General features: G+C 64.7%; 21 protein-coding genes. 16 read left to right on the top strand and 5 right to left on the bottom strand.

The genetic code is table 11. The annotated features are described in order from the left end of the window. Nucleotides 1–102: 102 nt before the first annotated feature. The 13 genes from mdcA to mdcH all read left to right on the top strand — a co-directional run bounded on the left by mdcA (nt 103) and on the right by mdcH (nt 13090). Nucleotides 103–1758, top strand: a complete 1656-nt coding sequence (gene mdcA / locus NK214_RS17230; protein ID WP_253315074.1) for a malonate decarboxylase subunit alpha — start codon at nt 103–105, stop codon at nt 1756–1758. Continuing rightward, on the top strand, nt 1758–2702 hold the full coding sequence (locus NK214_RS17225; protein WP_253315073.1) for a triphosphoribosyl-dephospho-CoA synthase: 945 nt from the start codon (nt 1758–1760) through the stop codon (nt 2700–2702). The genes mdcA and NK214_RS17225 overlap by 1 nt, the downstream gene beginning before the upstream one ends. Further along, a complete protein-coding gene (locus NK214_RS17220) occupies nt 2633–2956 on the top strand; it encodes a malonate decarboxylase subunit delta (protein ID WP_253315072.1) in 324 nt (107 codons plus the stop codon). The genes NK214_RS17225 and NK214_RS17220 overlap by 70 nt, the downstream gene beginning before the upstream one ends. Then, nucleotides 2943–3815: a biotin-independent malonate decarboxylase subunit beta gene (locus NK214_RS17215; protein ID WP_253315071.1), complete on the top strand. Its 873-nt coding sequence runs from the start codon at nt 2943–2945 to the stop codon at nt 3813–3815. The genes NK214_RS17220 and NK214_RS17215 overlap by 14 nt, the downstream gene beginning before the upstream one ends. Beyond that, nucleotides 3812–5230 carry a M20 family metallopeptidase gene (locus NK214_RS17210; RefSeq protein WP_253315070.1) on the top strand — a complete coding sequence of 473 codons (1419 nt, stop codon included), beginning with the start codon at nt 3812–3814 and terminating at the stop codon, nt 5228–5230. Before NK214_RS17215 ends, NK214_RS17210 begins: the two co-directional genes overlap by 4 nt. A 75-nt stretch (nt 5231–5305) precedes the next feature. Continuing rightward, nucleotides 5306–6625, top strand: a complete 1320-nt coding sequence (locus NK214_RS17205; RefSeq protein ID WP_253315069.1) for an MFS transporter — start codon at nt 5306–5308, stop codon at nt 6623–6625. A 51-nt stretch (nt 6626–6676) separates the two neighbouring features. Further along, on the top strand, nt 6677–7507 hold the full coding sequence (gene mdcE, locus NK214_RS17200; RefSeq protein ID WP_253315068.1) for a biotin-independent malonate decarboxylase subunit gamma: 831 nt from the start codon (nt 6677–6679) through the stop codon (nt 7505–7507). Next, complete coding sequence (gene madL, locus NK214_RS17195; RefSeq protein ID WP_235084565.1) at nt 7501–7878, top strand: malonate transporter subunit MadL; 378 nt, start codon at nt 7501–7503, stop codon at nt 7876–7878. The genes mdcE and madL overlap by 7 nt, the downstream gene beginning before the upstream one ends. Before the next feature lie 2 nt (nt 7879–7880). Then, a complete protein-coding gene (gene madM, locus NK214_RS17190) occupies nt 7881–8645 on the top strand; it encodes a malonate transporter subunit MadM (RefSeq protein WP_253315067.1) in 765 nt (254 codons plus the stop codon). 122 nt (nt 8646–8767) lie between these two features. Next, nucleotides 8768–10093, top strand: a complete 1326-nt coding sequence (locus NK214_RS17185) for an MFS transporter (protein ID WP_253315066.1) — start codon at nt 8768–8770, stop codon at nt 10091–10093. After that, the gene (locus NK214_RS17180) at nt 10086–11549 is read left to right on the top strand and encodes an amidase (protein WP_253315065.1); all 1464 of its coding nucleotides are present in this window, start codon (nt 10086–10088) and stop codon (nt 11547–11549) included. Before NK214_RS17185 ends, NK214_RS17180 begins: the two co-directional genes overlap by 8 nt. Beyond that, on the top strand, nt 11550–12179 hold the full coding sequence (locus tag NK214_RS17175) for a malonate decarboxylase holo-ACP synthase (RefSeq protein WP_253315064.1): 630 nt from the start codon (nt 11550–11552) through the stop codon (nt 12177–12179). Continuing rightward, on the top strand, nt 12176–13090 hold the full coding sequence (mdcH, locus tag NK214_RS17170) for a malonate decarboxylase subunit epsilon (RefSeq protein WP_253315063.1): 915 nt from the start codon (nt 12176–12178) through the stop codon (nt 13088–13090). Before NK214_RS17175 ends, mdcH begins: the two co-directional genes overlap by 4 nt. A 69-nt stretch (nt 13091–13159) precedes the next feature. Here the strand turns inward: mdcH and NK214_RS17165 are convergent, their stop codons facing one another. Genes NK214_RS17165 through NK214_RS17150 form a run of 4 tightly spaced genes read right to left on the bottom strand, consistent with a single transcriptional unit; the run spans nt 13160 to nt 15122 of the window. Next, nucleotides 13160–13615 (bottom strand): DUF3592 domain-containing protein, encoded by a 456-nt coding sequence (locus NK214_RS17165; RefSeq protein WP_107798059.1) that lies wholly within the window; start codon nt 13613–13615, stop codon nt 13160–13162. After that, the gene (locus tag NK214_RS17160) at nt 13612–14130 is read right to left on the bottom strand and encodes a DUF3592 domain-containing protein (RefSeq protein WP_107798060.1); all 519 of its coding nucleotides are present in this window, start codon (nt 14128–14130) and stop codon (nt 13612–13614) included. The genes NK214_RS17165 and NK214_RS17160 overlap by 4 nt, the downstream gene beginning before the upstream one ends. Before the next feature lie 7 nt (nt 14131–14137). Beyond that, complete coding sequence (ruvX, locus tag NK214_RS17155) at nt 14138–14575, bottom strand: Holliday junction resolvase RuvX (protein WP_107798061.1); 438 nt, start codon at nt 14573–14575, stop codon at nt 14138–14140. Next, a complete protein-coding gene (locus NK214_RS17150) occupies nt 14559–15122 on the bottom strand; it encodes a YqgE/AlgH family protein (protein WP_107798062.1) in 564 nt (187 codons plus the stop codon). Before NK214_RS17150 ends, ruvX begins: the two co-directional genes overlap by 17 nt. A 133-nt stretch (nt 15123–15255) precedes the next feature. Between NK214_RS17150 and smc the strand changes: the two genes are divergently transcribed. From smc to NK214_RS17135, 3 genes are all read left to right on the top strand, one after another. Continuing rightward, nucleotides 15256–18741 carry a chromosome segregation protein SMC gene (gene smc / locus NK214_RS17145; protein WP_253315062.1) on the top strand — a complete coding sequence of 1162 codons (3486 nt, stop codon included), beginning with the start codon at nt 15256–15258 and terminating at the stop codon, nt 18739–18741. Between the two features lie 333 nt (nt 18742–19074). Continuing rightward, nucleotides 19075–20451: a nitrite extrusion protein gene (locus NK214_RS17140; RefSeq protein ID WP_227106777.1), complete on the top strand. Its 1377-nt coding sequence runs from the start codon at nt 19075–19077 to the stop codon at nt 20449–20451. Continuing rightward, nucleotides 20412–21137 carry a TonB family protein gene (locus NK214_RS17135; protein ID WP_253315061.1) on the top strand — a complete coding sequence of 242 codons (726 nt, stop codon included), beginning with the start codon at nt 20412–20414 and terminating at the stop codon, nt 21135–21137. Before NK214_RS17140 ends, NK214_RS17135 begins: the two co-directional genes overlap by 40 nt. A 107-nt stretch (nt 21138–21244) precedes the next feature. On the opposite strand, the gene NK214_RS17130 is transcribed toward NK214_RS17135, so the two are convergent. Then, the gene (locus NK214_RS17130) at nt 21245–21712 is read right to left on the bottom strand and encodes a MarR family winged helix-turn-helix transcriptional regulator (RefSeq protein ID WP_019103187.1); all 468 of its coding nucleotides are present in this window, start codon (nt 21710–21712) and stop codon (nt 21245–21247) included. Nucleotides 21713–22093: the final 381 nt, after the last annotated feature.

Genomic DNA, 22093 nt, shown 5'->3' with positions numbered 1-22093 from the left:
TCGTTAACTTATTAGTAATGATGCGCCAGTGTGCTTGATTGATGGCCGCATTGCCAAGTCCGTATGGTAGTCGCATTGCGTGAGGGCTTGGAGGAGGACCTCATGAGTGAAACTCGCGATTGGGGACTGCGGCGGCAGGACAAGCAGCGGCGGATTGAGCGCTTGAGGGGGATGGCGTCGGGCAAGCAGTTGGCCGCTGCCGACATCGTTGCCGCTTTGCATGTTTTGCTGCAATCGGGCGACAAGGTCGTGCTGGAGGGCAATAACCAGAAGCAGGCTGATTTCCTGTCGCGGGCTCTGGCGCAGTTGGAGCCAGGACGGGTGTGCGATCTGCACATGATCATGCCCTGCGTCAGCCGCAGCGAGCATCTGGACGTGTTTGAGCGCGGCATTGCCCGGCGGCTGGATTTTTCTTTTGCCGGGCCGCAAAGCCTGCGCATCAGCCAGTTGCTGGAAGACGGCTTGTTGGAGATCGGCGCAGTTCACACCTACATCGAGCTGTATGCGCGGCTGGTGGTGGATTTGCGGCCCAATGTGGCCTTGGTGGCCGGTTTCAGCGCCGACCGCGCCGGCAATCTCTATACCGGTCCCAGCACCGAAGACACGCCGGCTCTGGTGGAGGCCACCGCGTTCAGCAACGGCATCGTCATCGCGCAGGTTAATCAAGTGGTCGACGATGTTTCCGATCTGCCGCGCGTCGACATTCCCGGCGATTGGATCGACTTCGTGGTGGCGGCGGACCGGCCCTTCCACATGGAGCCCTTGTTCACCCGCGATCCGCGGCACATCAAACCTTTGCAAGTACTGATGGCGATGTTGGCGATCCGCGGCATCTACCAGCGGCATCAGGTGCAGTCGCTGAATCACGGCATCGGCTTCAATACCGCCGCCATCGAATTGATTCTGCCCACCTATGGCGAGCGCTTGGGACTGAGGGGGAAGATTTGCCGGCATTGGGCATTGAACCCGCACCCGACGCTGATTCCCGCGATAGAGAGCGGCTGGGTCGACAGCGTGCATTGCTTCGGCAGCGAAATGGGCATGGAGGATTATGTCGCCGCGCGGCCGGACGTGTTCTTCACCGGCCGCGACGGCGCCTTGCGCTCCAATCGCCTGCTGTGCCAATTGGCCGGCCAGTACGGCGTGGATCTGTTCATCGGCGCCTCGCTGCAAGTCGACGGCGACGGCAACTCCTCCACGGTGACGCGCGGCCGGCTGGCCGGTTTTGGCGGCGCGCCCAATATGGGCCATGACCCGCGCGGCCGCCGCCACCCCACGCCGGCCTGGCTGGACATGCGGCCCCCCGCGCCGGAACCGATGCTGGAGCGCGGCCGCAAGCTGGTGGTGCAGATGGTGGAAACCTTCCAGGAAAACATGCAGCCGACTTTCGTCGAAACGCTGGACGCGTTGGCGGTGGGGCGCGTCAGCGGCATGGCCTTGGCCCCGGTGATGATCTATGGGGACGACGTCACCCATCTGCTGACCGAGGATGGCATCGCTTATCTCTACCGCGCGGAATCCCTGGAACAGCGGCGGCAGATGATTGCGGCGGTGGCCGGCGTCACGCCGATAGGACTGCGCAGCGATCCGTCGCAACGGGCCTGGATGCGCAGGCAGGGCTTGGTGGCTTTGCCTGAAGATCTGGGCGTGTCTCCTGGCGAGGCTGGCCGTGAATGGCTGGCCGCCAAAAGCATGGCCGAACTGGTGGAATGGTCCGGTGGTTTGTATCGCCCCCCTGCGCGGTTTCGGAGCGGATGATGCCGAGCCGGACCGAGCGGAGAGCGAGGCGTTTGTCCCCGGAGGCGCTGGCCGACGCCGCCGTAGCAGCCTTGCTGGCGGAGGCGGCGTTGACGCCCAAGCCGGGTTTGGTGGACCAGCGCGGCGGCGGCGCGCATCAAGACATGGATTGGGCTTTGCTGCGCAGTTCGGCTCAGGCCTTGCGTCCGGGTTTTCTGGCGATGGCGGAGGCGGGGGCGCAAGAAGGAGGGAGCGGCGACTTGCCGAGGCTGCGCGCCCGTATCGGCTTGGCGGGCAGGCAGGCCGAGGCGGCGATGCTGGCCGCCAGCGGCGGCATCAATACCCATCGCGGCGCGATCTGGGCCTTGGGCCTGCTGGTGACCGCCGCCGCCGCCTGGCCCGGGCTGACGTTGCGGACCCTGGCGTTGAGAGCGGGTGGCTTAGCGCGGATAGAGGATCCCGCGGCGCCTCCGTCGCTGTCCTTGCCGGGAGGGCGTGTTTGCGCCCGCTATGGGGTGGGTGGAGCGCGCCGCCAGGCGATTGCCGGCTTTCCGCAGGTGATCGACCATGGTCTGCCTGCCCTGCAAGCAGCGCGCCGGCGCGGTGTCGTCGAGGGACTGGCGCGGCTGGATGCGCTGCTAGCGATCATGCGGCAGTTGGACGATACCTGCCTATTGGCCCGCGGAGGCCGGCGCGGTCTGGTGTTGGCGCAAGGTGGCGCGGCTGCTGTACTGCGGGCCGGAGGCTGCGCCAACCGAGAGGGATGGCGGCGCTTGTTGAAACTGGACCAGAGCTTGCGCCGCCGGCGTTTATCGCCGGGAGGCGCCGCGGACTTGCTGGCGGCAACCTTAATGTTGGATGGCCTGGCGCAAGCGCCGGCAAAGGAGGGCCTGGAATGGAACGCTACACATTCTCTTACCCCGCAACGGCCAATCATGGCCTTAGGCGCGCGCTGGCCGGTGTAGTGGGGTCCGGAGATCTGGAGGTATTGCTGGAGCCGGCGCCGTCCGGCGACACCCTGGTTACGGTGAGCACCGCCTTGGCCGGCACCGAGCAGATCTGGTGGCGGGTGTTGGAGCGCGTGTTCGCCGAGACGGCGTGGCCGCCGGTCCGTTTGGATATTCATGATTTTGGCGCCAGTCCCGGAGTGATCCGCTTGCGGCTGGAGCAAGCGCTGGCAGCCAGCCGGAAGATAGGAGGAAACGATGAGCGCTGCTGACATTCTGCAACGCGACAGCCTGAGCGAGTGCGGCGCGCGTCAGCGGCTGCACAAACTGCTGGATCCCGGCAGCGTCCGTGAATTGTTGGATCCCTTTCAGCGCTTGGCGTCGCCATGGCTGGAGCAGCAGGGCATCGTCGCCCAGTCCGATGACGGCGTGGTAGCCGCGCGCGGCAGGCTGGACGGCCATGAAGTCGTCGCGTTGGCGATAGAGGGCGCTTTTCTCGGCGGCAGTCTGGGCGAAGTGTCCGGAGCCAAGATCGCCGGCATGCTGGAACTGGCCGCCGATGCCAATCGCGATGGCCGGCCGACGGCGGCCTTGCTGTTGTTGGAAACCGGCGGGGTCAGACTGCAGGAAGCCAATTTGGGCTTGGCCGCGATTGCCGACATCCATGCCGCGATTGTCGATCTGCGCCGCTACCGGCCGGTGATCGCGCTTAGCGTTGGACCGGTGGGCTGTTTTGGCGGCATGGGCATCGCCGCCGGCTTATGCAGTTACTTACTGTTGACTCGCGAAGCGCGCCTGGGGCTGAACGGGCCGGCGGTGATCGAGCAGGAAGCCGGGACGGCGGAGTACGACGCCAGCGATCGGCCCTTGATCTGGAGTTTGAGCGGAGGCGAGCAACGTCATGCCACCGGTTTGGCCGATGCGTGCTGCGTCGATGACCTAAGGGCGATCCGCCTACAAGTGCAGGACTGGCTGCGTTTGGGGCTGCCGCCTCGGCACCGTAGCGAGCACATTGACTATTACCGTGCGAGGCTGGCGCAGCTGGATGCGAAGGCGCAGGCGGATGCGGGGCGAGCGCGGCTTGCGCTCTCCTTGGCGCAAGGCGATGCCATAGAGGGAGGATTGTCATGATGACTGGGCAACAAGTCGCCGATCAGGCGCAGGCCTTCTTTGACCGCGGTGAGTTGCGGCAAGCGTTGGCGCGGCGGGTGGCGATGGCGACCGAAAGCCAAAACCCACAGGGCAGGGAGAGCTTGCTGCGGTATTTGCAAACTGAAATCGCCCCCGCCTTAAGCGCCATGGGTTTTACGTGTGAATTACTCGGCAATCCGGTGCAAGCCGATTGCCCGTTTTTGTTGGCGGAACGGCAGGAAGGGGATGGCCTGCCAACCTTGCTGTGTTATGGGCATGGCGATGTGGTGTTTGGGCAGGCGGAACATTGGCGCGAGGGCTTGCAGCCTTGGGCGCTGCTTGAAGAAGGCGACCGATGGTATGGCCGAGGCAGCGCCGACAACAAGGGCCAGCATACGATTAACTTCGCCGCCCTGCAGCAGGTGTACCAGGCCAGAGGCGGACGTTTGGGCTTTAACTGCAAAATCCTGTTTGAGATGGGCGAGGAAATCAGTTCTCCCGGCCTGGCGGAAATCTGCCGGCAGTATCAACAGCGTTTGGCCGCGGATATCTTCATCGCCTCGGATGGTCCGCGTTTAAGCGCGGAACGGCCCACCCTGTTTTTGGGTTCCAGGGGCAGCATTAACTTTCGACTGAGCTTGCAGGCGCGCCAGCAGGCCTACCACTCCGGGAACTGGGGAGGCTTATTGAGCAACCCCGCCATTCAATTGGCCAACGCCGTCGCCTGCCTGGTGAATGAGCAAGGGCAGATCCAGGTAAACGCTTTGAAGCCCCCGGCGCTAAGCGCTGGCCTGAAGGCGCTGTTAAGCGATATTCCGTTTGAGCCACAGCCGGGAGACCCGCCGATTGACCCGCACTGGGGCGAGGCTGGTTTAAGTCCGGTGGAGAGAGTGTATGGCTGGAATAGCCTGGAGGTGTTGTCCTTCCTTGCCGGGGATCCGGCAAAGCCCGTCAATGCGATTCCTCCTTGCGCCACCGCGGTTTGCCAACTGCGTTTTGTCGTCGGCACGGATTGGCAAGCCTGCGGCCAATATTTGCGCCGGCATTTGGATTCGCATGGTTTTGAACAGGTGGAGGTTGAAGTGCTAAGCAGTTCCCTCGCCACGCGTTTTGATCCGGAAAGCCCATTGGTGGCATGGGCTTTGCAAATCATGCAACAAGCCTCCGGGAAAAAACCGGTATTGCTGCCCAATATCGGCGGCTCGCTGCCGAATGAGGTGTTCGCCGATATCTTGCAACTGCCCACCTTATGGGTTCCTCACTCTTATCCTGCTTGTGGTCAGCATGGTGCTAATGAACATATGTTGAAGTCCATCGCCAGAGAGGGTTTGCAAATCATGACGCGACTCTATTGGGAGCTGGGCGAGTCGGGCGAGCATGTTCTGCAATTACTGGGAAAGGAGGCTGGGAAGTGAAATAGAGGGTCATTTCAGGCATGGCTAACAATATATTGCTCGCGAATGCGCTTCGCCGGGCAAAGAGGAGAGAGCATGGTTAATTCAGCTATAGCTACGCCGGATGAAAAAGTAATGGACAAACCTAATTTATACCGCACCTTGCTGGCCACATGCATTGGCAATGGCCTGGAGTGGTTTGATATTGCCATTTATGTGTTTTTCGCCAGCTATATAGGACGCGCCTTTTTTCCCAGTCAGGATATCAGTAGTTCCTTATTAATCACATTCGCCAGCTTTGGCGTGTCTTTCATCATTCGTCCTTTAGGCGCGATTGTCTTGGGCGCTTATGCGGATCGGGCCGGTCGCAAGGCTTCTTTGCTGGTGTCGATCTCGCTGATGATGTTGGGCAGTTTGATGATAGCTGTGATGCCCGGCTATGCCACGATAGGCATGGCCGCGCCGGTGTTGATCGTGCTGGCGCGCCTTATTCAGGGCTTCTCGGCGGGAGGCGAGTTTGGCAGTTCCACCGCTTTTCTGGTGGAGCACTTCCCCGAACGCAAGGCGTTTATCGCCAGTTGGCAGTTTGCCACGCAGGGGGCGAGCACTTTGTTGGCGGCGGCGTTCGGTATGGGGCTGGCGAGTGTTTTGAGCGAGCAAGAGATACAAGAGTGGGGGTGGCGCATTCCCTTCTTCTTCGGCCTGCTGATTGGCCCGGTTGGGCTATATATTCGGCGTTATATCCATGAGCCCCCCAGCTTTCAACGCGACCTTCAACAGGAGCTGCCGGCGAAGGAAATATTCGTAAGGCAAAAAACCTGGTTTTTCACTGCGATCGGGCTGATGATGGTTTCCACCGCCATTAATTACGTCATTAGTTATATTCCCACTTATGCCACCCAAAACTTGAAGTTGCCGAGTCTTGGCGCCTATACCTCTGCCTTTGTCGGTGGCGTAATCTTAACCGTGGTAACGCCGTTGGCTGGGTTGTGGGCGGAAAAAATAGGGCGCATTTCTTTGATGAAATGGTCGGTGCTGCTTGTGGTGCTCACCACATATCCTGGTTTTTATCTATTGGCTCAGCAGCCCAGTCAATTCAATTTGATATTGTTGGTGATGTGGTTGGCCTTGCTGAAGGCGCTGTACTTTTCCGTCATTCCTTCCGTGATGGCGGATCTATTCCCATCTACCACCAGGGCCACAGGTATTGCCTTGAGCTACAACATAGCCGTTACCCTGTTTGGTGGATTTGCGCCACTGATCTGCATTTGGCTGATTAAATTGACCGGCGATAATTTGGCTCCCAGTTATTACCTGGTGGTCTTGGGGGTGTTCAGCTTGATGGCGGTTTATCAAGCAAGAAAGAGTATTGGACAGAAAAAAACCGACGCCGATTTCAGTCAGGCAGGAACTTGACGGCCTATGCATGCCCTTTGGCCGGCAACAGTGTGATGGAGGCATGAGGAGATGGGAGAGCATTCGACATTGCAGAATCTGGCCAGCCGTTGGCTAACCGCGCTGAGCGGAGCGCAAGCGGCGGGCGGCGGCCCTTATGGCCCAGCCGTGCGGGTGGTCGATGCGCGCCTGGCTGGGGAGGCCGCGCGCTACATCGCCCTGGCGCCAGACCCAGGTAATCGTTTCGTCCGTGCGAGGCGGGGCGAGGCGGGGCTGGAACAGGGCTGGGCGCTGGCGCAGGCGGTGCGGGATTGCATGGCGGCGGATGCCGGCTGTGCGGACAAACGCGCCATTGTCGCGCTGATCGATACGCCAGGTCAGGCTTATGGCCGACGCGAGGAGGCTTACGGTATTCACTTGGCCTTGGCTGCGGCGGTGGACGCTTATGCCAGCGCGAGGCTGGTCGGCCACCCGGTGATTGGCCTGATCGTTGGCCAGGCGATGTCCGGAGGTTTGCTCGCCCACGGTCACCAGGCCAATCGCCTGCTGGCGCTGGACGCCGCCGAGGTGACGACGCAGGCGATGGGCAAGCAGGCGGCGGCCCAGGTGACGATGCGCTCGCTTGAGGCGTTGGAGGCGTTGGCGGCGGAACTGCCGCCTATGGCTTACGACATCCGCAGTTATGCCAGCTTGGGATTGTTGTGGCGTTTATTGCCGGTGGAGGCCATCCATGCTCCCACGGCGGCGGATATCGCGCGGGTTCGCGCGGCCTTGGGCGAGGCCCTGACCGATATCCGCCAGGCCGGCGACCAGGGGCGGCGACAAGGCGCGGCGATGGCGCAGAGGGCGTCGCGCCTGGTACGGCAACGGCTGTGCGAGCAATGGGAGCTGACATCATGGTGATCTATGGCACGGCTTTACTGGCGGCCTGCGTATTGTGCGGCCTGCTGTTGGGGGATGCGCTGGGGTGGCTGATTGGCGTCAAAGCCAATGTCGGCGGCGTGGGCTTCGCCATGCTGCTGCTGATCGCCAGCAGCGAGTGGCTGCGCGGGCGCGGCGCGCTGACGGCGCCCACGCAACAGGGCATTGCCTTTTGGAGCGCTATCTATATCCCGGTGGTGGTGGCGATGGCCGCCTTGCAAAACGTGGCGGCTGCTTTGCGGGGCGGCCTGGCGGCGGTATTGGCCGGGGGCCTGGCGGTGCTGGCTTGCGGCGTCTTGATCCCCTTGCTGGACCGCCGCGGCCGTTCCGGCGAGCCGGCGGCGGAGCCTTGAGCATGGGCGCGTTGCTGGAGCAGGTGTTGCTCCGCAATGGCTTGCTGACCGCCTTCGCCGTCATTGGCCTGACCCTGCTGCTGTCCTACCGGCTGTCGGCGCGTTTATGCGCCGGGCGGATCCACGGTTCGGCCATCGCCATCTTGCTGGGCCTGGTGCTGGCCTATGTCTGCGGCAGCTGGACCGGCGGCGACAAGGGGGCCGCCGATGTGCCGGTATTGGCGGGCATCGGCTTGTTTGGCGGCGCGATGTTGCGCGACTTCGCCATTACCGCGACGGCGTTTGGCGTGGATGTGCGGGTTTTGCGGCAAGCGGGGGCGAGCGGCGGAGCAGCCTTATTGCTGGGGGTGCTGGTTTCGTTCGCGGCGGGCGCGGCGGTGGCCTTGGCTTTCGGTTATGACGATCCGGTGAGCGTGACCACGATCGCGGCCGGAGCGGTGACCTATATTGTTGGTCCGGTGACCGGCGCGGCGATTGGGGCAAGTTCGGATGCCATGGCGCTGAGCATTGCCGCGGGCCTGGTCAAGTCGATGCTGGTGATGGTGGCGACGCCGTTCGCTGCGCCGTTCATCGGCCTGGACAACCCGCGTACCGCGATGATCTTCGGCGGCCTGATGGGCACCACCAGCGGCGTGTGCGGCGGTCTGGCCGCCACCGATCCCAAGCTGGTGCCTTATGGCGCGATGACCGCCACGTTTTATACCGGTCTTGGCTGTCTGCTGGGGCCGTCCTTGTTGTACCTCGCCGTGCGTGGGCTGATGGCTTGAGCGCCGGTTCACCATTGCGCGGGCAAGAGTGAGGCGAGGCGCGCTCGCCGTGGCGGCGCTCCACGCTGCACGGCGGGCATTGAACAGATTCTTGGGTACCCACCCGATCGCAGGAGGCTGCTATGTCGCTTGAGACTTCTTCCCGTTCTCGCATTCAACAGGTGGCGGCGGCCATCATAGGCAATGCCTTGGAATGGTACGACTTCATCATCTACGGTTTCATGACCGGAGTGATTTCCAAGCTGTTCTTCCCGGCGGATGGCAATGAATACATCTCCTTGCTGCTTGCCACCGCCACTTTCGGCGCCGGTTTCGTGATGCGGCCGGTGGGCGGGGTGCTGTTGGGCGTCTACGCGGATCGCAAGGGCCGCAAGGCGGCGTTGCAGCTCATCATGGGATTGATGAGCCTGGCCATTCTCATCATTGTGCTGGCGCCGCCTTATGCCGCCATCGGCGTGGCCGCGCCGGCGCTCATTCTGCTGGCGCGCTTGATCCAGGGCTTCGCCACCGGCGGCGAGTACGCCAGTTCCACCGCTTTTCTGGTGGAAATGGCGCCGCCTGGCAAGCGTGGCTTATACGGTTCTTGGCAGTTGTTCGGCCAGTCGCTCGCGGTGCTGACCGGCGCCGCCATGGGTGCGCTGGTCAGCTATGGTTTCACGCCGCCGCAATTGGAGGCTTGGGCTTGGCGCTTGCCCTTTGTCTTTGGCTTGCTGATTGTGCCGGTGGGGCTGTGGATGCGGCGTCATATGGAGGAAACCGAAGCCTTCGTCCACGCCAGCCGTCAGCCGGCCGCCGAGCCGCTCGTGCTGGGCTTGGCCGGCAATATGGGCGGCATGTGGACGACGCTGGCGCTGATCGTGCCGGGCACCGCGGTGTTCTATGTGGTCCTGATCAGCATGCCTGGCTATGCCAGCCGTCAGTTTGGCCTGCCGCTGGAACAGGCTTTCGCGGCCCAGACCGTTGCGGTGGCGGTGCTGACCCTGATGACGCCTTTGTCCGGGTGGTGGTCGGACCGAATTGGACGGCGGCCGATCCTGCTGGGCGCGCAGGGGATGATGCTGCTGCTGGTCTATCCGCTGTTCTGGTGGCTGGAGCAGACGCCTAGCATTACGCGCTTGCTGGCGGTGCAAGTGATCATGTGTGTGTTGCAAGGCCTGTGCAACGGACCGGTGCCGGCCGCGGTCAGCGAATTGTTCCCGGTCAAGGTGCGCTCCACGGCGATGTCGATTTCCTACAATCTGGCGGTGATGCTGTTTGGCGGTTTCGCGCCCTTCATCGTTACCTTGCTGACCCAGCGCAGCGGCTCCTCATTGGCGCCGGCCTTCTATCTGATGTTCTGTTTGCCAATTGGACTGCTGGGCGCTTACCGGCTGCGTGCGCCGGCCCAGAACGCCGGCATCGAGAGCCGCGGCGCGGCGTCCCTCAGCGAAGGAGCGGGCCGTGTTTAAGATCGAAACGCCTGCGGGCGCGCGGGAGATTGTTGAACTGGACGGCTGCGCGCTGTCCGCGGCGCTGCATGAGCGGCGTGTATCCTGCCAGGAGGCGATGCGGGCTTATCTGCAACAGATTGAAGCCCTGAATCCGGCGGTCAAGGCCGTGGTGTCGCTACAACCCGCCGACGCCCTGCTGGCTGAAGCCGCGCGTTGCGACGCCGAGCTGAGCCGCGGCCACAGCCGTGGCTGGATGCATGGCTTTCCGCTGGCGGTCAAGGACCTGGCCGCCGCGCGCGGTTTGGTCGCCAGCATGGGCTCGCCCCTGTATCGCGGCCAGGTGTCCACGCAGGACGACATCATGGTGGAGCGCATGCGCGCGGCGGGGGCCATCATCATCGGCAAGACCAACACGCCGGAGTTCGGTGCCGGCTCCCATACGTACAACCCGGTATTCGGCGCTACCGGCAATGCCTATGATCCGGCGCGCTGCGCCGGCGGTAGCAGCGGCGGCGCGGCGGTGGCCCTGGCTTTGCGCATGCTGCCGGTGGCAGACGGCAGCGACATGATGGGCTCCTTGCGCAACCCGGCGGCGTTCAACAATGTCTTTGGTTTCCGTCCCAGCGCCGGCGCCGCGCCGCTGGGCCCCTCGCCGGAGCTCTACCTTCAGCAACTGGCCACCGTGGGGCCGATGGCGCGGTCGGTGCCGGACCTGCTGGCCCTGCTGCGCATTCAGGCCGGGGCCGACCCGCGCGCGCCGCTGGCCTACGATTCGCCGGATTTGCGGCAGCCGCTGGAGCGTGATCTGCGCGGCGCGCGGCTGGGCTGGCTGGGTGACTACGATGGCTATCTGCCGATGGAAGATGGTGTGCTGGCGCTGTGCCGCGCCGCCCTGGCGGATTTCGAAGCGCTGGGTTGCACGGTGACGCCGGCGTCGCCGGCTTTCGACATGAGCGCGCTATGGCAGAGCTGGCAAACCTTGCGCCACTGGTTGGTGGCCGGCAGCTTGGAACACCATTATCGAGATCCGGAGCAGCGGCGCTTGCTGAAGCCGGAACTGCAATGGGAAATCGCGGGCGGGCTTGGGTTGAGCGCGCTGCAGGTTTATCAGGCGTCCAAGGTGCGCAGCGATTGGTATCGCGCGATGCTGGCGCTGTTCGAGGACTACGACTACCTGCTGTTGCCCAGCGCCCAGGTGTTTCCGTTCACGCTGGAGCAGCGCTGGCCGGAAGAGATCGCTGGCGTGAAGATGAGCAGTTACCACCGCTGGATGGAAGTCGTGCTGGCCGCCACCATGGCCGGCTTGCCGGCGGCCAGCGTGCCGGTGGGCTTTAATCGGCAAGGGCTGCCGATGGGCATGCAGATCATTGGGCGGCCGCGCGCGGATATGGAGGTGCTGCAACTGGCCCATGGCTATGATCTGCGTACCGCCTGGACCCGACGGCGACCGCCGCCGGCGCTTGGCGTGGTCTGAGTGCCTTGCTGGCAAGCGCATGATCTGCTGCGGGTGGGCGATGCTGCCGGCCTGCGTTTGCCGGCGGAGCGGCCGGACTGGCTGGCAGCAGACCGGCCATTGGCCGATCTGGCGGTGGTGCGGCGCGATGTCCGAGCCGGCGGTGATATTCCTGTGGGCCTGCGCGGTTGGCGGCGGGAGCAGCGGCTGGCGGCCTGGTTGGCCCCGGCGGCGGTGGCGGAACGCTTGAGCCCGGAAAGCCTGCTGGCGAGGTTGGATGATTGGAACGGACCTTGGCCGCTGGCCTTGCTGGCATTGGCCGCGCTGCGGCCCTGGATGGACGCCCGCGGCTGGGCCTGGGGGCCAACTGGCAGTTGCGGTTTCGCGCTGGCCAGCGGTTTGCCGCTGCTGCGAGAGGAGAGCGACCTGGATTTGCTAATCCGGCTGCCGCAGCGGCCTGGCCGGACGCAGCGGGATGATTTGCGTCGCTTGAGTTCATGGCCTGGGTGCCGGCTCGATATCCAGATCGATGTCGGCCACGGTGGCTTCGCGCTGGCGGAATGGCTGGCGGCGCGCGGTGCGGTGCTGTTGAAGACGGAACAGGGCCCTCGTTTGTTTGGCGATCCCTGGTTGAAGGAGGCGATGTCGTGAGCGTGTTGTTTGCTTTCCCCGGGCAGGGCGCGCAGCGCGCCGGCATGTTGCATTGCTTGCCTGAGCACTCGTCGGTGGCGCAAACCTTGAAGCAAGCGGGCGAAGTCCTGGCCGTCAATCCGCTGACCCTGGATAGCGTGGAGGCTTTGCAGTCCACCCGCGCGGTCCAGCTTTGCCTGCTGATCGCCGGCGTCGCGGCAACGCGTTTGCTGGCGGCTTCAGGCTGGCGGCCGGCGATGGTGGCGGGACTTTCCATTGGCGCTTGGCCGGCGGCGGTGGCGGCGCAGGTGGTGGGTTTCGACGACGCCCTGCGCTTGGTGGCCTTGCGCGGAGAATTGATGCAGACGGCTTTCCCGATGGGCTACGGCATGCTGGCGGTGACCGGATTGAACCAGATGCGGCTGGAAGGCTTGATCGCCGCGATACACTGCGCGGCTACGCCGCTGTATCTGGCGAATCTGAATGGCGATGTCCAGTTTGTGGCCGCCGGACACGGAAATGGCTTGGCGAAACTGGAGACCGCGGCCAAAGCGGCGGGGGCGCGGGCTTGCCGACGTCTGGAGCTTGGCGTGCCGTCGCACTGCCCGCTGCTGGAGCCGGCGGCTCAGGAGCTGCGGGCCGCTATCGCCAGGGTGGCAATATGCCGGCCGGCGGTGCCCTATCTAAGCGTGAGCCGCGCGCGGCTCTTGTTCGACGCCGAGGCTTTGGCCGATGATCTGGCCTGCAATATGGCGCGACAGCAGCGCTGGACCGATGCGGCGCGCCACGCTTGGGAACGCGGCATGCGGACCTTGTTGGAACTCCCGCCGGGGCGGGTATTAGGCGAGCTGAGTCGCGAGACGTTTCGCGATGGAAAAGTGATGGCTTGCGAAGCCATGGATCTAAGCGCGCTTAGCCCCGCGTATCGATGAGATCGCTGCCTGGATTGATTTCTGGGTGTGTGGGAAGGGCGCGCTTATGGGGTCGTCAGGAGACGCGCGTCAGCGCCGCAGCAAGAACAGGCCGACAAGGACCACCAGCGCGCCAACGGCCTGGGCCAGCCATGCCGACCAGTGTTTGCCCGGCTCCAGGCAGGCTTCTTCGGGATTCTGCGGGTTGTAGAACACCGGCACGGTCTTGCCCGCCGGATAGCGTTGCACGATCTCTCGCGCCTGCTCGTCGCTGCTGCCGTAGCCGGGGTTGGGGAAGCGCAGCCGCTCGGCGCGGTGGACGCCGTCGGCCACGCGGTATTCGTAGCGCACGATGGCGCGGTATTCCCGACGGTCCGAGCTGTCGCCGCCGCGTGCGTGGCGCCAGTCCACTTCGCTGGAGACGATCTTGCCGGCGACGCTGGGCCAGCCGGCGGCTTGCTGGGCCTTGGCGGACTGCTGCCAGAGATAGGCGGAAACGGCCACGCCGATGGCGATGACCAGCAGGGCGATGACTTTTTCGCTCATGGGGCGCGGATGCCTCGGTGAATGCGCCGGCGCGGCAGCGGCAGCTTGGCCCGCAGCCGGTACAGCAGCGCCCAGCCGAACAGCGCGCTCAGCGCCGCCAGGATGAATTTGGCGCTGCCGATATCGCTGTCGCCGCCTTTGATCAGCACGGATTCGGCGGGGCTGCGCGGATTGTAGTAGACGGTGATCGCCTTGCCGGAGGGGAAGCGCCGCGTCAGATCGTCGGCGTTGCTGCGGTCGCCCGGCAGAGCGCCGTCGACGGCGAACAGCCGGTCGCTGTGGTAGACCTGGCCGCGCACCGTGTACAGGTATTGCACATGCGGCTGCCAGTACAGCTGATCGGGATGCTCGTCGCTGGACACCACCAGCATGCGGCTACTTTCCACGTGGCCCGGCGCGTTGCGCCATTCGCGCAATTGATGGCTGGGCGTCAGCAAGACCGCGATCAAGCCCAGCAGGCTGGCGAGAAAGGCCAGCATCAGCGCGCTGACCCGGGCTTGCGGCGAGAATTTCATGATGGGCTCAGACGGCCTGGCCGGGATGCTCGAACCAGGTCAGCAGAATGGCCTGGGCCGCCACCTGGTCCAGCGCCGGCTTTTGCTTGCGGCCGCGCACGCCGGCTTCTTCCAGCATGGATTCGGCCACCACCGAGGTCAGCCGTTCGTCCACCAGCCACACCGGCAGGCCGTAGCGGCCCTTGAGCCGGTTGGCGAAGCGGCGCGCCAGCTGCGTCATCTGGTGTTCGGTGCCGTCTATGTGCATAGGCAGCCCCACCACCAGCTGCGCCGGCTGCCATTCCGCGATCAAGGCGGCGATGGCGGCGAAGCGCGCGTCGTTGATTTCCGTGTCTATGGTGATGAGCGGGTGGGGAATGCCGAGCAGGGTGTCCCCGACGGCGACGCCGATGCGGCGCTCGCCGAAATCGAATGCCAAAGCACAACCTTCAGGCATGGCCGACATCCGTGGACAAGAGCGAGGGATCGAAGCCCAGCAGCGCCATCGCGGCGTCGTAGCGTTCTTCGCAGGGCAGGCCGAAGATGATGTCCGGCCGGGCCGGCACCGTCAGCCAGCCGTTGTCGGCGATCTCCTGCTCCAGCTGGCCGGCGCTCCAGCCGGAATAGCCCAGGGTGATCAGCATGCGGTCCGGCTGCTTGTGGTTTTCAGACACCGCGATCAACACGTCCTTGGATGTGGTCAGCGCGATGTCGTCGGTGACCAGCAGACTGGATTGCCAATTGCCCACCGGCATGTGCAGCACGAAACCCCGGTCCGGCTGAACCGGTCCGCCGAAGTAGACCGGCTCGGCGCGAAGCGAGTCGCCGTCCAGCGGCAGATCGATCTGATCGAACAACTGCGCCATGGCGATGCCGGAAGGCTTGTTGACGATCAGGCCCATGGCGCCGTGTTCGCCGTGCTCGCAGACGAAGACCAGCGAGCGCGAGAACAGCGGGTCCGCCATATTGGGCATGGCGATCAAGAATTGATTGGACAACGATAGCGGTTCCATGCGGCCATTATGGCATAAGTCGGCGGGCCGGGTAGATGCGGCTGCGCGACGCGCAACAGGTCCGCGCGCGACGCGCGGCGAAGGCGGGCAACTGCTAAAATGCCGATTTTCGCCCAGCCATTGCGAGGACATTTTGCGTCTCACCCACATCAAGCTTGCCGGTTTCAAGTCATTCGTCGATCCCACCAGCATTGCCGTGCCCGGCCAACTGGTGGCGGTGATCGGCCCCAATGGCTGCGGCAAGTCCAATGTGATAGACGCGGTGCGCTGGGTATTGGGCGAATCCTCGGCCAAGCAGCTGCGCGGCGAATCGATGCAGGACGTGATCTTCAACGGTTCGTCCACGCGCAAGCCGGTCAGCCGCGCCTCGGTGGAACTGGTGTTCGACAATGGCGACGGCGCGCTCACCGGCGCCTGGGGCCAGTACGCGGAAGTGTCGATCAAGCGGGTGCTGACCCGCCAGGGCGAATCCAGCTACTTCATCAACAACCAGCAAGTGCGCCGCCGCGACATCACCGATCTGTTCCTGGGCACCGGCGTGGGCGCGCGCGGCTACGCGGTGATCGAGCAGGGCATGATCTCCCGCATCATCGAAGCGCGGCCGGAAGAACTGCGCGCCTATCTGGAAGAGGCCGCCGGCGTGTCCAAGTACAAGGAGCGCCGCCGCGAGACCGAACACCGCATCGCGGACACCCGCGCCAATCTGGAACGCATCGCCGACTTGCGGCAAGAGCTGGAGCGCCAGGTGGAGCGGCTGTCCGAGCAGGCCGAAGTGGCCGCCCAATACCACGATCTGCGCGGCGCGCTGACGCACAAGCAAAACCTGCTGGCCTTGGCGCGGCGCGAAGAGGCCGCGCGCAACGAGGCGGCGGCGCGCGGGGAACTGGCGCGCATAGAAACCGAGGAAGCGGCGCTGGAGGCCGCGGTCACCCATGTGGAGGCCGAGTCCGAAACCGTGCGCGAAAGCCATTTCGCCGCCAGCGACGAAGTGCACGAGGCGCAACAGCGCTTGTTCGAGGCCAACGCCCAACTGGCGCGGCTGGAAGAGGCTCAGCGCCATCGCGAGCAGAACCGCGCCCGCGTCGACCGCGAATTGGGCACCGTGCGCACCGAGCGCCAGGTGCTGGCCGAAAGCCGCGGCCAGGTGAAGGCCGAACTGGACGATTGGCTGCCGCGGCGGGAAGAAGCGCAGATGCGGCTGGAAGAGGCGCAGATGACGCTGGAGGACGGCGCCGACGAACTGCCCACCGCCGAGGCGGAATACCGCGCCATCGAACAACAATTGAACGGATTGACCGCGCAGCAGGCCAAGCTCGGCCGCGATCGCGACCTGGCGCGCCAGAACGGCGAGCATCAGCGCCGCAACCTGGAACAACTGTCCGGCCGGGAAGACGCATTGCGGCGCGAGCTGAGCGATCTGAACCTGCCGGACCAAGAGAAGCAACAAGCCGCCGCCGCCGAAGCGGAGCGCGCGCGCGGCGCGCTGGAAACGGTGCGCAGCCGGTTGGTGGCCGACGAGGCCAAGCAGGCGGACCTGGCGGCAGAGCGGGAAAAACTGGACGAACAACTGGCCGGGCTGCGCAGCGAACAGGCGCGGGCCGAAGCCGAGGCCGCCGCGCTGGCCGGCATGCTGGCGCGCGAGGCGGCCAGCGAACAATTGGACGCCTGGCTGCAGCACCGCGGCCTGGCCGAGGCGCCGCAGCTGTGGCAAAGCCTGCAGGTGGAGCCCAAGTGGCAGCCGGCGCTGGAGGCGGCGCTGGGCGAGCGTCTTGCCGCGCGCGCCGCCGCGCTGCAAGGAGAACCGCCGCCGGCGGCGCTGGCGCTGGCGGACGGCGCGGCGGCGCGCGATTGGCAGGCCGAGCGTCCGTGGCCGACGTTGCTGCAGCAAGTGCGCGCCGCCCAGCCCTTCCAGGCGGCCTTGCAGGACTGGCTGGCCGGCGTCTACCTGGCCGGCTCGCTGGACGAGGCCTTGGCCATGCGCGGGCAGTTGCCGGCAGGCGCCTGCCTGCTGACGCCGGAAGGCCACCGCGTTTACGCCGCCAGCCTCTGCCTGCACGCCGAAGCCAGCGGCGACGGCCTGATGGCGCGCAAGGCGCTGCTGGAAGCGGCGCAGGCGCGGCTGGACGCCTTGTCGCCGGAAATCGACGCCTTGCAGCGGCGCCGCGAATCCTTGCAAAGCCGCGGCGGCATGCTGGCCGAGGCGGTGCGCGCGCAAAAGGGCGCGCTGACCCGCTTGGAAGCGGAGCTGAACGCGGCGACGCTGGAACACGTCAAGCTGGATCAGGCCGCGCGGCAGGGCGCGGCGCGGCTGGCGGCGATAGAGGCCGAGCGCGGCCGCATCGCCGAAGAGGGCGAACTGGCGCGCCAGAGCATCGCCGAGGCCGAAATGCTGGGCGAAGAGACGGCGCTGACGCTGGAAGAACTGACTGTGCAGCTGGAAGACATGCGCGTGGACCGGCTCAACGCCGAAACCGGCTTGCAACTGGCGCGCAACAAGACCCGCGACGCCGAGCGCATGCTGCACGAGATCAAGCTGGAAATGAGCACCGCTGAGCAGAAGGTGGCGGAGCTGGCGCGGCGCGGCCGCGAACTGGACGAGCGCGACCAGCAACTGGCCGAGCGCCTGGAAACCCTGGCCGAAGAGGCCGAGGCGGTGGAGGAGGCGGTGCCGGAGGAGGCCTTGCAACTGGCCCTGGCCGAGCGGGAACAACGCGAACACAGTCTGGGCGCGGTGCGCGACCGGCTAAACGGCCTGACCGAGAAGCTGCGCGAACTGACCCATCAACAACAGCAAGCCAACGCCGCTTTGCCGGCGCTGCGCGAAGCGCGCTCGGACTGGTTGCTCAAACACCAGGAAGCGCGGCTGGCGATGGAGCGCTTCGCCGAAGAACTGGCCAGCGCCGGCGCCGACGAGGCCGCGCTGATGGCCGATTTGAGCGAGGCGGTGAAACCGAACGCATTGGCGGCCGAGATCGCGCGGCTGGCGCGCGCGCTGGAAGGCCTGGGCGCGGTCAACCTGGCCGCGTTGGAAGAACTGGATGAGGCCCGGAAGCGCGGCGATTACCTGGCGGCTCAGTCCGAGGACCTGAATCAGGCGATGGCTACGCTGGAGGAGGCCATCGCCAAGATAGACGGCGAAACCCGCGAAATGCTGCAAGCCACTTACGACGCGGTCAACGCCAAGATGCGCGAGTTCTTCCCCACGCTGTTTGGCGGCGGCCGCGCCGAACTGGTGCTGACCGGCGAGGACTTGCTGGATGCCGGCGTGCAGATCATCGCCCAGCCGCCGGGCAAGAAGAACAGCACCATTCACCTGCTGTCCGGCGGGGAAAAGGCGTTGACGGCGATGAGCCTGGTGTTCTCGCTGTTCTCTCTGAATCCCGCGCCGTTCTGCCTGTTGGACGAGGTGGACGCGCCGCTGGACGACGCCAATACCAGCCGCTTCTGCGATCTGGTCAAGCAGATGTCGGAGCGCACGCAGTTTCTCTATATTTCCCATAACCGGCTGACCATGGAAATGGCCGAGCAATTGGTGGGCGTCACCATGCAGGAGCAGGGCGTCAGCCGCATTGTGGCGGTGGACATCGTGGAAGCGTTGAAAATGCGGGAAACCGCCTAAGAACCTGTTTACGATCTGCTGCGCGTCGTGGAGCGTTACACGGTGAGTACCGCTTCGAAATGCTTATGTACCACACGTACATTCCGCTTTCTCAGCCGCAACGCCTTGCCTCGCCCTCGCTGGCGAGCTTTTGAACAAGCGCTTGGCGCAATGGCAAAGTCCGCTTGGCGTCGGCCAGGTTTTTGTTAGTCATCGTTTAAACAGGCTGGTGAGGACTATTGTCGTCAGTTACAGTTTGACGGCGCGCAAACCGGGCCGCGCGCGCGGATGGCATACTGCGCAGCTTCCCGACGGCAGCGGCCGTCGGGCGATATCATTGCTGGATGAATGGGCATGACCGTAAGCATCAAGCGTTGGGAACCTGAAAACCCTATCTTCTGGCTGCGCCGCGGGCGGCGCATCGCCAATCGCAATCTCTGGCTGTCCATCCTGTCGCTGCACCTGAACTTCAATATCTGGATGATGTGGAGCATGGTGGTGGTCAATCTGCCGGCGGTCGGATTCGCGCTCAGCAATCAGCAGCAATTCCTGCTGGTGTCTATCCCGCCGCTGGTCGGCGCCCTGATGCGGCTGCTGTACTCGTGGATCTGGAGCTGGGTGGGCGGCGGCCTGTGGCTGGGCATTTCCACCTTGCTGCTCTTGCTGCCGGCTTTGGGCGTGGCCGCGGTGGTGCAGGACATTTCTACGCCGTTTCCCATCTTGCTGCTGGTGTCCGGCCTGTGCGGCATCGGCGGCGGCGCCAGCGCCTCCCATCTGTCCAATACCAGTTTCTTCTTTCCCAAGGCGGCCAAGGGGCTGGCGATGGGGCTGAACGCGGGCTTGGGGAATCTGGGCGTGTCGGTGGCGCAACTGGCGATTCCGGTGGTCATTCTGCTGCCCTTGTTCGGCGAGGCGGGCGGGCCGCAGATCTGGGGCGTCGGCGGCGTCGTTCACCCGGTGTGGCTGCAGAACGCCGGCTATCTATGGCTGCCCTTCATCGTGGTCATCGCGCTGGCCTGCCTGTTGTACGCGCATGATCTGCCCAAGCTGCGCATCACGCCGCATGACCAGCTGGACGCGATGCGCGACCCGCACACCTGGTATATCTGCCTGCTGTACATGGGCAGTTACGGCACTTTCCTCGGCTTCGCCGCCGCCTTTCCCTTGCTGGCGCGCAATATGTTTCCGCTGGTCGACGTCACCCCTTACGCCTTCATCGGCCCCATGGTCTGCGCCTTGTCGCGGCCGCTGGGCGGCTGGATGGGCGATCACATCGGCGGCGGCATCGCCACCATGCTCAGCAACGGGGTGATGGCGCTGGCCACCGTCGGCGTCTACCTGAGCATGCCCTCCGCCGGCAACGGCGGTTCGTTCTGGTTGTTCCTCGCCATGTTCCAGCTGATCTTCTTCGCCGCGGGCGTCGGCAATGGTTCTTCCTTCCAGTTGGCGCCCAAGGTCTTTCTGTTGCAGGCCGGCCAAGGGGCCAAGGCCGCCGGCCTGGACATCGCCGAGGCCTATGCGCGCGGCGGCCGCCGCGGCGCGTCGGCGATGAACGTCAGCTCGGTGATGGCGGCCTTCGGCGGTTTCGTGATTCCCAAGTCCTTCGGCAGCGCGCTGGCCGCCTTCGGCAGCTTCCTGCCGGCCTTCGGCATGTTCTTTGTGTTTTATCTGGTGTCCATGCTGGTGGCCTGGTGGCAATACAGCCGGCCGGGCAGCCGGATGCGCTGCTGAGGCGAGCGATGCGCGCGCGGCCTGGATGGGCTTGGGCCTTGCTGGCGTCCTTGCTGCTGCACGCCTTGTTGCTGTTTTGCTGGCGGCCGTTCGCGCCGCGGCCTTCTGCTCGCGCCGCGGTACTGACGCTAAGCCTGCCGGCGCCGCGGGCCGCCGGCGTTCCCGATGGCGTAGGGGCTAGGTCGGAAGCGGCCAAAGCGTCGCCGGCCCCGCGCCGCCAATCTCCGCAGTCCAAGCGCCTTCCCATTGCCAAGGCTATTGCGGCGCCGCCGGCTGCGGCCGCGCCGCCGCAGCGTCCATCGTTGCCGACGGCGCTTGGAGGCGGCTCCAGCGTCGTGGAAGGCGAGCCGGCCGGCTCGGCGTCGACGCAAAGCGCTTCCGGCGCGCCAAGGGGCGGCGGACAGGACAGCGTGGCCTTGTATCGCGCCGAATATTTGAACAATCCGCGGCCGGAATATCCGGAGCGGTCGCGGGAGAACGGCGAAGAGGGCACGGTCTTGCTGCGGGTCAGCGTTAGCGCCGCCGGCCGCGCCGGCGAGGTGACGGTGGCGGTCAGCAGCGGCTATCCGCGGCTGGACCGCGCGGCCAAGGCCGCGGTGGAAAGCTGGCGCTTTGCGCCGGCCAAGCGCAATGGCCAGGCGGTGGATTCGGTGTTGACGGTGCCGGTGCGGTTTCAGAGCCCTTGAGCCGCGTGCGCGGCCGGCGCTGAAAACGCAATGGCGGCGAGGGGCGGACCGCATTGTGGGACCGCGCGCCTCGCCGCCGGGTAAAGGCGGTTACGGCTGGAGGAATCCTAAGCCGTGACTTCTTCCTGTTCTTCCAGCGCCAGGCTGAAGCCTTCGCGCAGGCGGCCCAATTCCTGGCAGAAACCGGACAGGTCGTGTTCGCCAAAGCGTTTAAAGGCGATCTGCATATAGTCGATATGAGCGGGGAAGGCCTGGTCGAACAGGCGTTCTCCGTGTTGGGTCAAGGAGACGAACACGCTGCGGCGATCGTTGGGCTGCATGGTGCGGGTAACCAGACCCTTGTCTTCCAGCCGGTCGATGACGCCGGTCAGCGTCCCTTTGGTGATCAACGTGCGGTCGGACAGCTCCTTGCAATTCATGCCCTTGCTGTGGCCCAGCGTGGCGACCACGTCGAATTGCGGCGGAGTCAGGCCCAGCTGACGAATGTGCTGGCTGGCAAACTGTTCGAATGCCTGGTAGGTGCGCGCCAGCTCGTGGACCACCGGAAGGAAACTGGCTTGAGAAGTGTTTTTCATCGATCTATCCCTTGCTTTCCTAAGCAGTGTTTAAGACGATTTGGAATCATTCATTTGCATGAACACGAAATATTCTGGCACGAGATATTTCAGAGCGCCCCTGTCAGAAATGTCATCTACCGGACCTTATGGGCCTGAAAATGACGTTCCGCTTCCATTTGGCTCGCTTGCGGCGGGCCTGACTCGCGGCGCCGAACTGCCGACTGGGGCGGTTCGACGCGGTCCGATGGAACCAGCAGGGGCGATTCGGCATCCAATTCAGGTTGCGAACCCGGTTTGAAGCGCCAAATTGCCCGCATCAGCTATCGCCTCGGCTTGATTTAGGCTGGCGGCAAGGCATTTACGGCTAAATTGCCGCCAAATGGTGCGCAAGCTGAGGCT

It is taken from the genome of Chromobacterium sp. S0633 (genome assembly GCF_024158805.1).
Lineage (GTDB): Bacteria > Pseudomonadota > Gammaproteobacteria > Burkholderiales > Chromobacteriaceae > Chromobacterium.
The sequence above is the reverse complement of the archived record's forward strand: the minus strand, read 5'-3'. Positions and strand labels throughout refer to the sequence as shown.

Excerpts from the sequence above, each read along its gene's own strand:
- mdcA (WP_253315074.1), top strand. The coding sequence starts at position 103 with ATGAGTGAAACTCGCGATTGGGGACTGCGGCGGCAGGACAAGCAGCGG.
- NK214_RS17225 (WP_253315073.1), top strand. The coding sequence starts at position 1,758 with ATGCCGAGCCGGACCGAGCGGAGAGCGAGGCGTTTGTCCCCGGAGGCG.
- NK214_RS17220 (WP_253315072.1), top strand. The coding sequence starts at position 2,633 with ATGGAACGCTACACATTCTCTTACCCCGCAACGGCCAATCATGGCCTT.
- NK214_RS17215 (WP_253315071.1), top strand. The coding sequence starts at position 2,943 with ATGAGCGCTGCTGACATTCTGCAACGCGACAGCCTGAGCGAGTGCGGC.
- NK214_RS17210 (WP_253315070.1), top strand. The coding sequence starts at position 3,812 with ATGATGACTGGGCAACAAGTCGCCGATCAGGCGCAGGCCTTCTTTGAC.
- NK214_RS17205 (WP_253315069.1), top strand. The coding sequence starts at position 5,306 with ATGGTTAATTCAGCTATAGCTACGCCGGATGAAAAAGTAATGGACAAA.
- mdcE (WP_253315068.1), top strand. The coding sequence starts at position 6,677 with ATGGGAGAGCATTCGACATTGCAGAATCTGGCCAGCCGTTGGCTAACC.
- madL (WP_235084565.1), top strand. The coding sequence starts at position 7,501 with ATGGTGATCTATGGCACGGCTTTACTGGCGGCCTGCGTATTGTGCGGC.
- madM (WP_253315067.1), top strand. The coding sequence starts at position 7,881 with ATGGGCGCGTTGCTGGAGCAGGTGTTGCTCCGCAATGGCTTGCTGACC.
- NK214_RS17185 (WP_253315066.1), top strand. The coding sequence starts at position 8,768 with ATGTCGCTTGAGACTTCTTCCCGTTCTCGCATTCAACAGGTGGCGGCG.
- NK214_RS17165 (WP_107798059.1), bottom strand. The coding sequence starts at position 13,615 with ATGAGCGAAAAAGTCATCGCCCTGCTGGTCATCGCCATCGGCGTGGCC.
- NK214_RS17160 (WP_107798060.1), bottom strand. The coding sequence starts at position 14,130 with ATGAAATTCTCGCCGCAAGCCCGGGTCAGCGCGCTGATGCTGGCCTTT.
- ruvX (WP_107798061.1), bottom strand. The coding sequence starts at position 14,575 with ATGTCGGCCATGCCTGAAGGTTGTGCTTTGGCATTCGATTTCGGCGAG.
- NK214_RS17150 (WP_107798062.1), bottom strand. The coding sequence starts at position 15,122 with ATGGAACCGCTATCGTTGTCCAATCAATTCTTGATCGCCATGCCCAAT.
- NK214_RS17140 (WP_227106777.1), top strand. The coding sequence starts at position 19,075 with ATGACCGTAAGCATCAAGCGTTGGGAACCTGAAAACCCTATCTTCTGG.
- NK214_RS17130 (WP_019103187.1), bottom strand. The coding sequence starts at position 21,712 with ATGAAAAACACTTCTCAAGCCAGTTTCCTTCCGGTGGTCCACGAGCTG.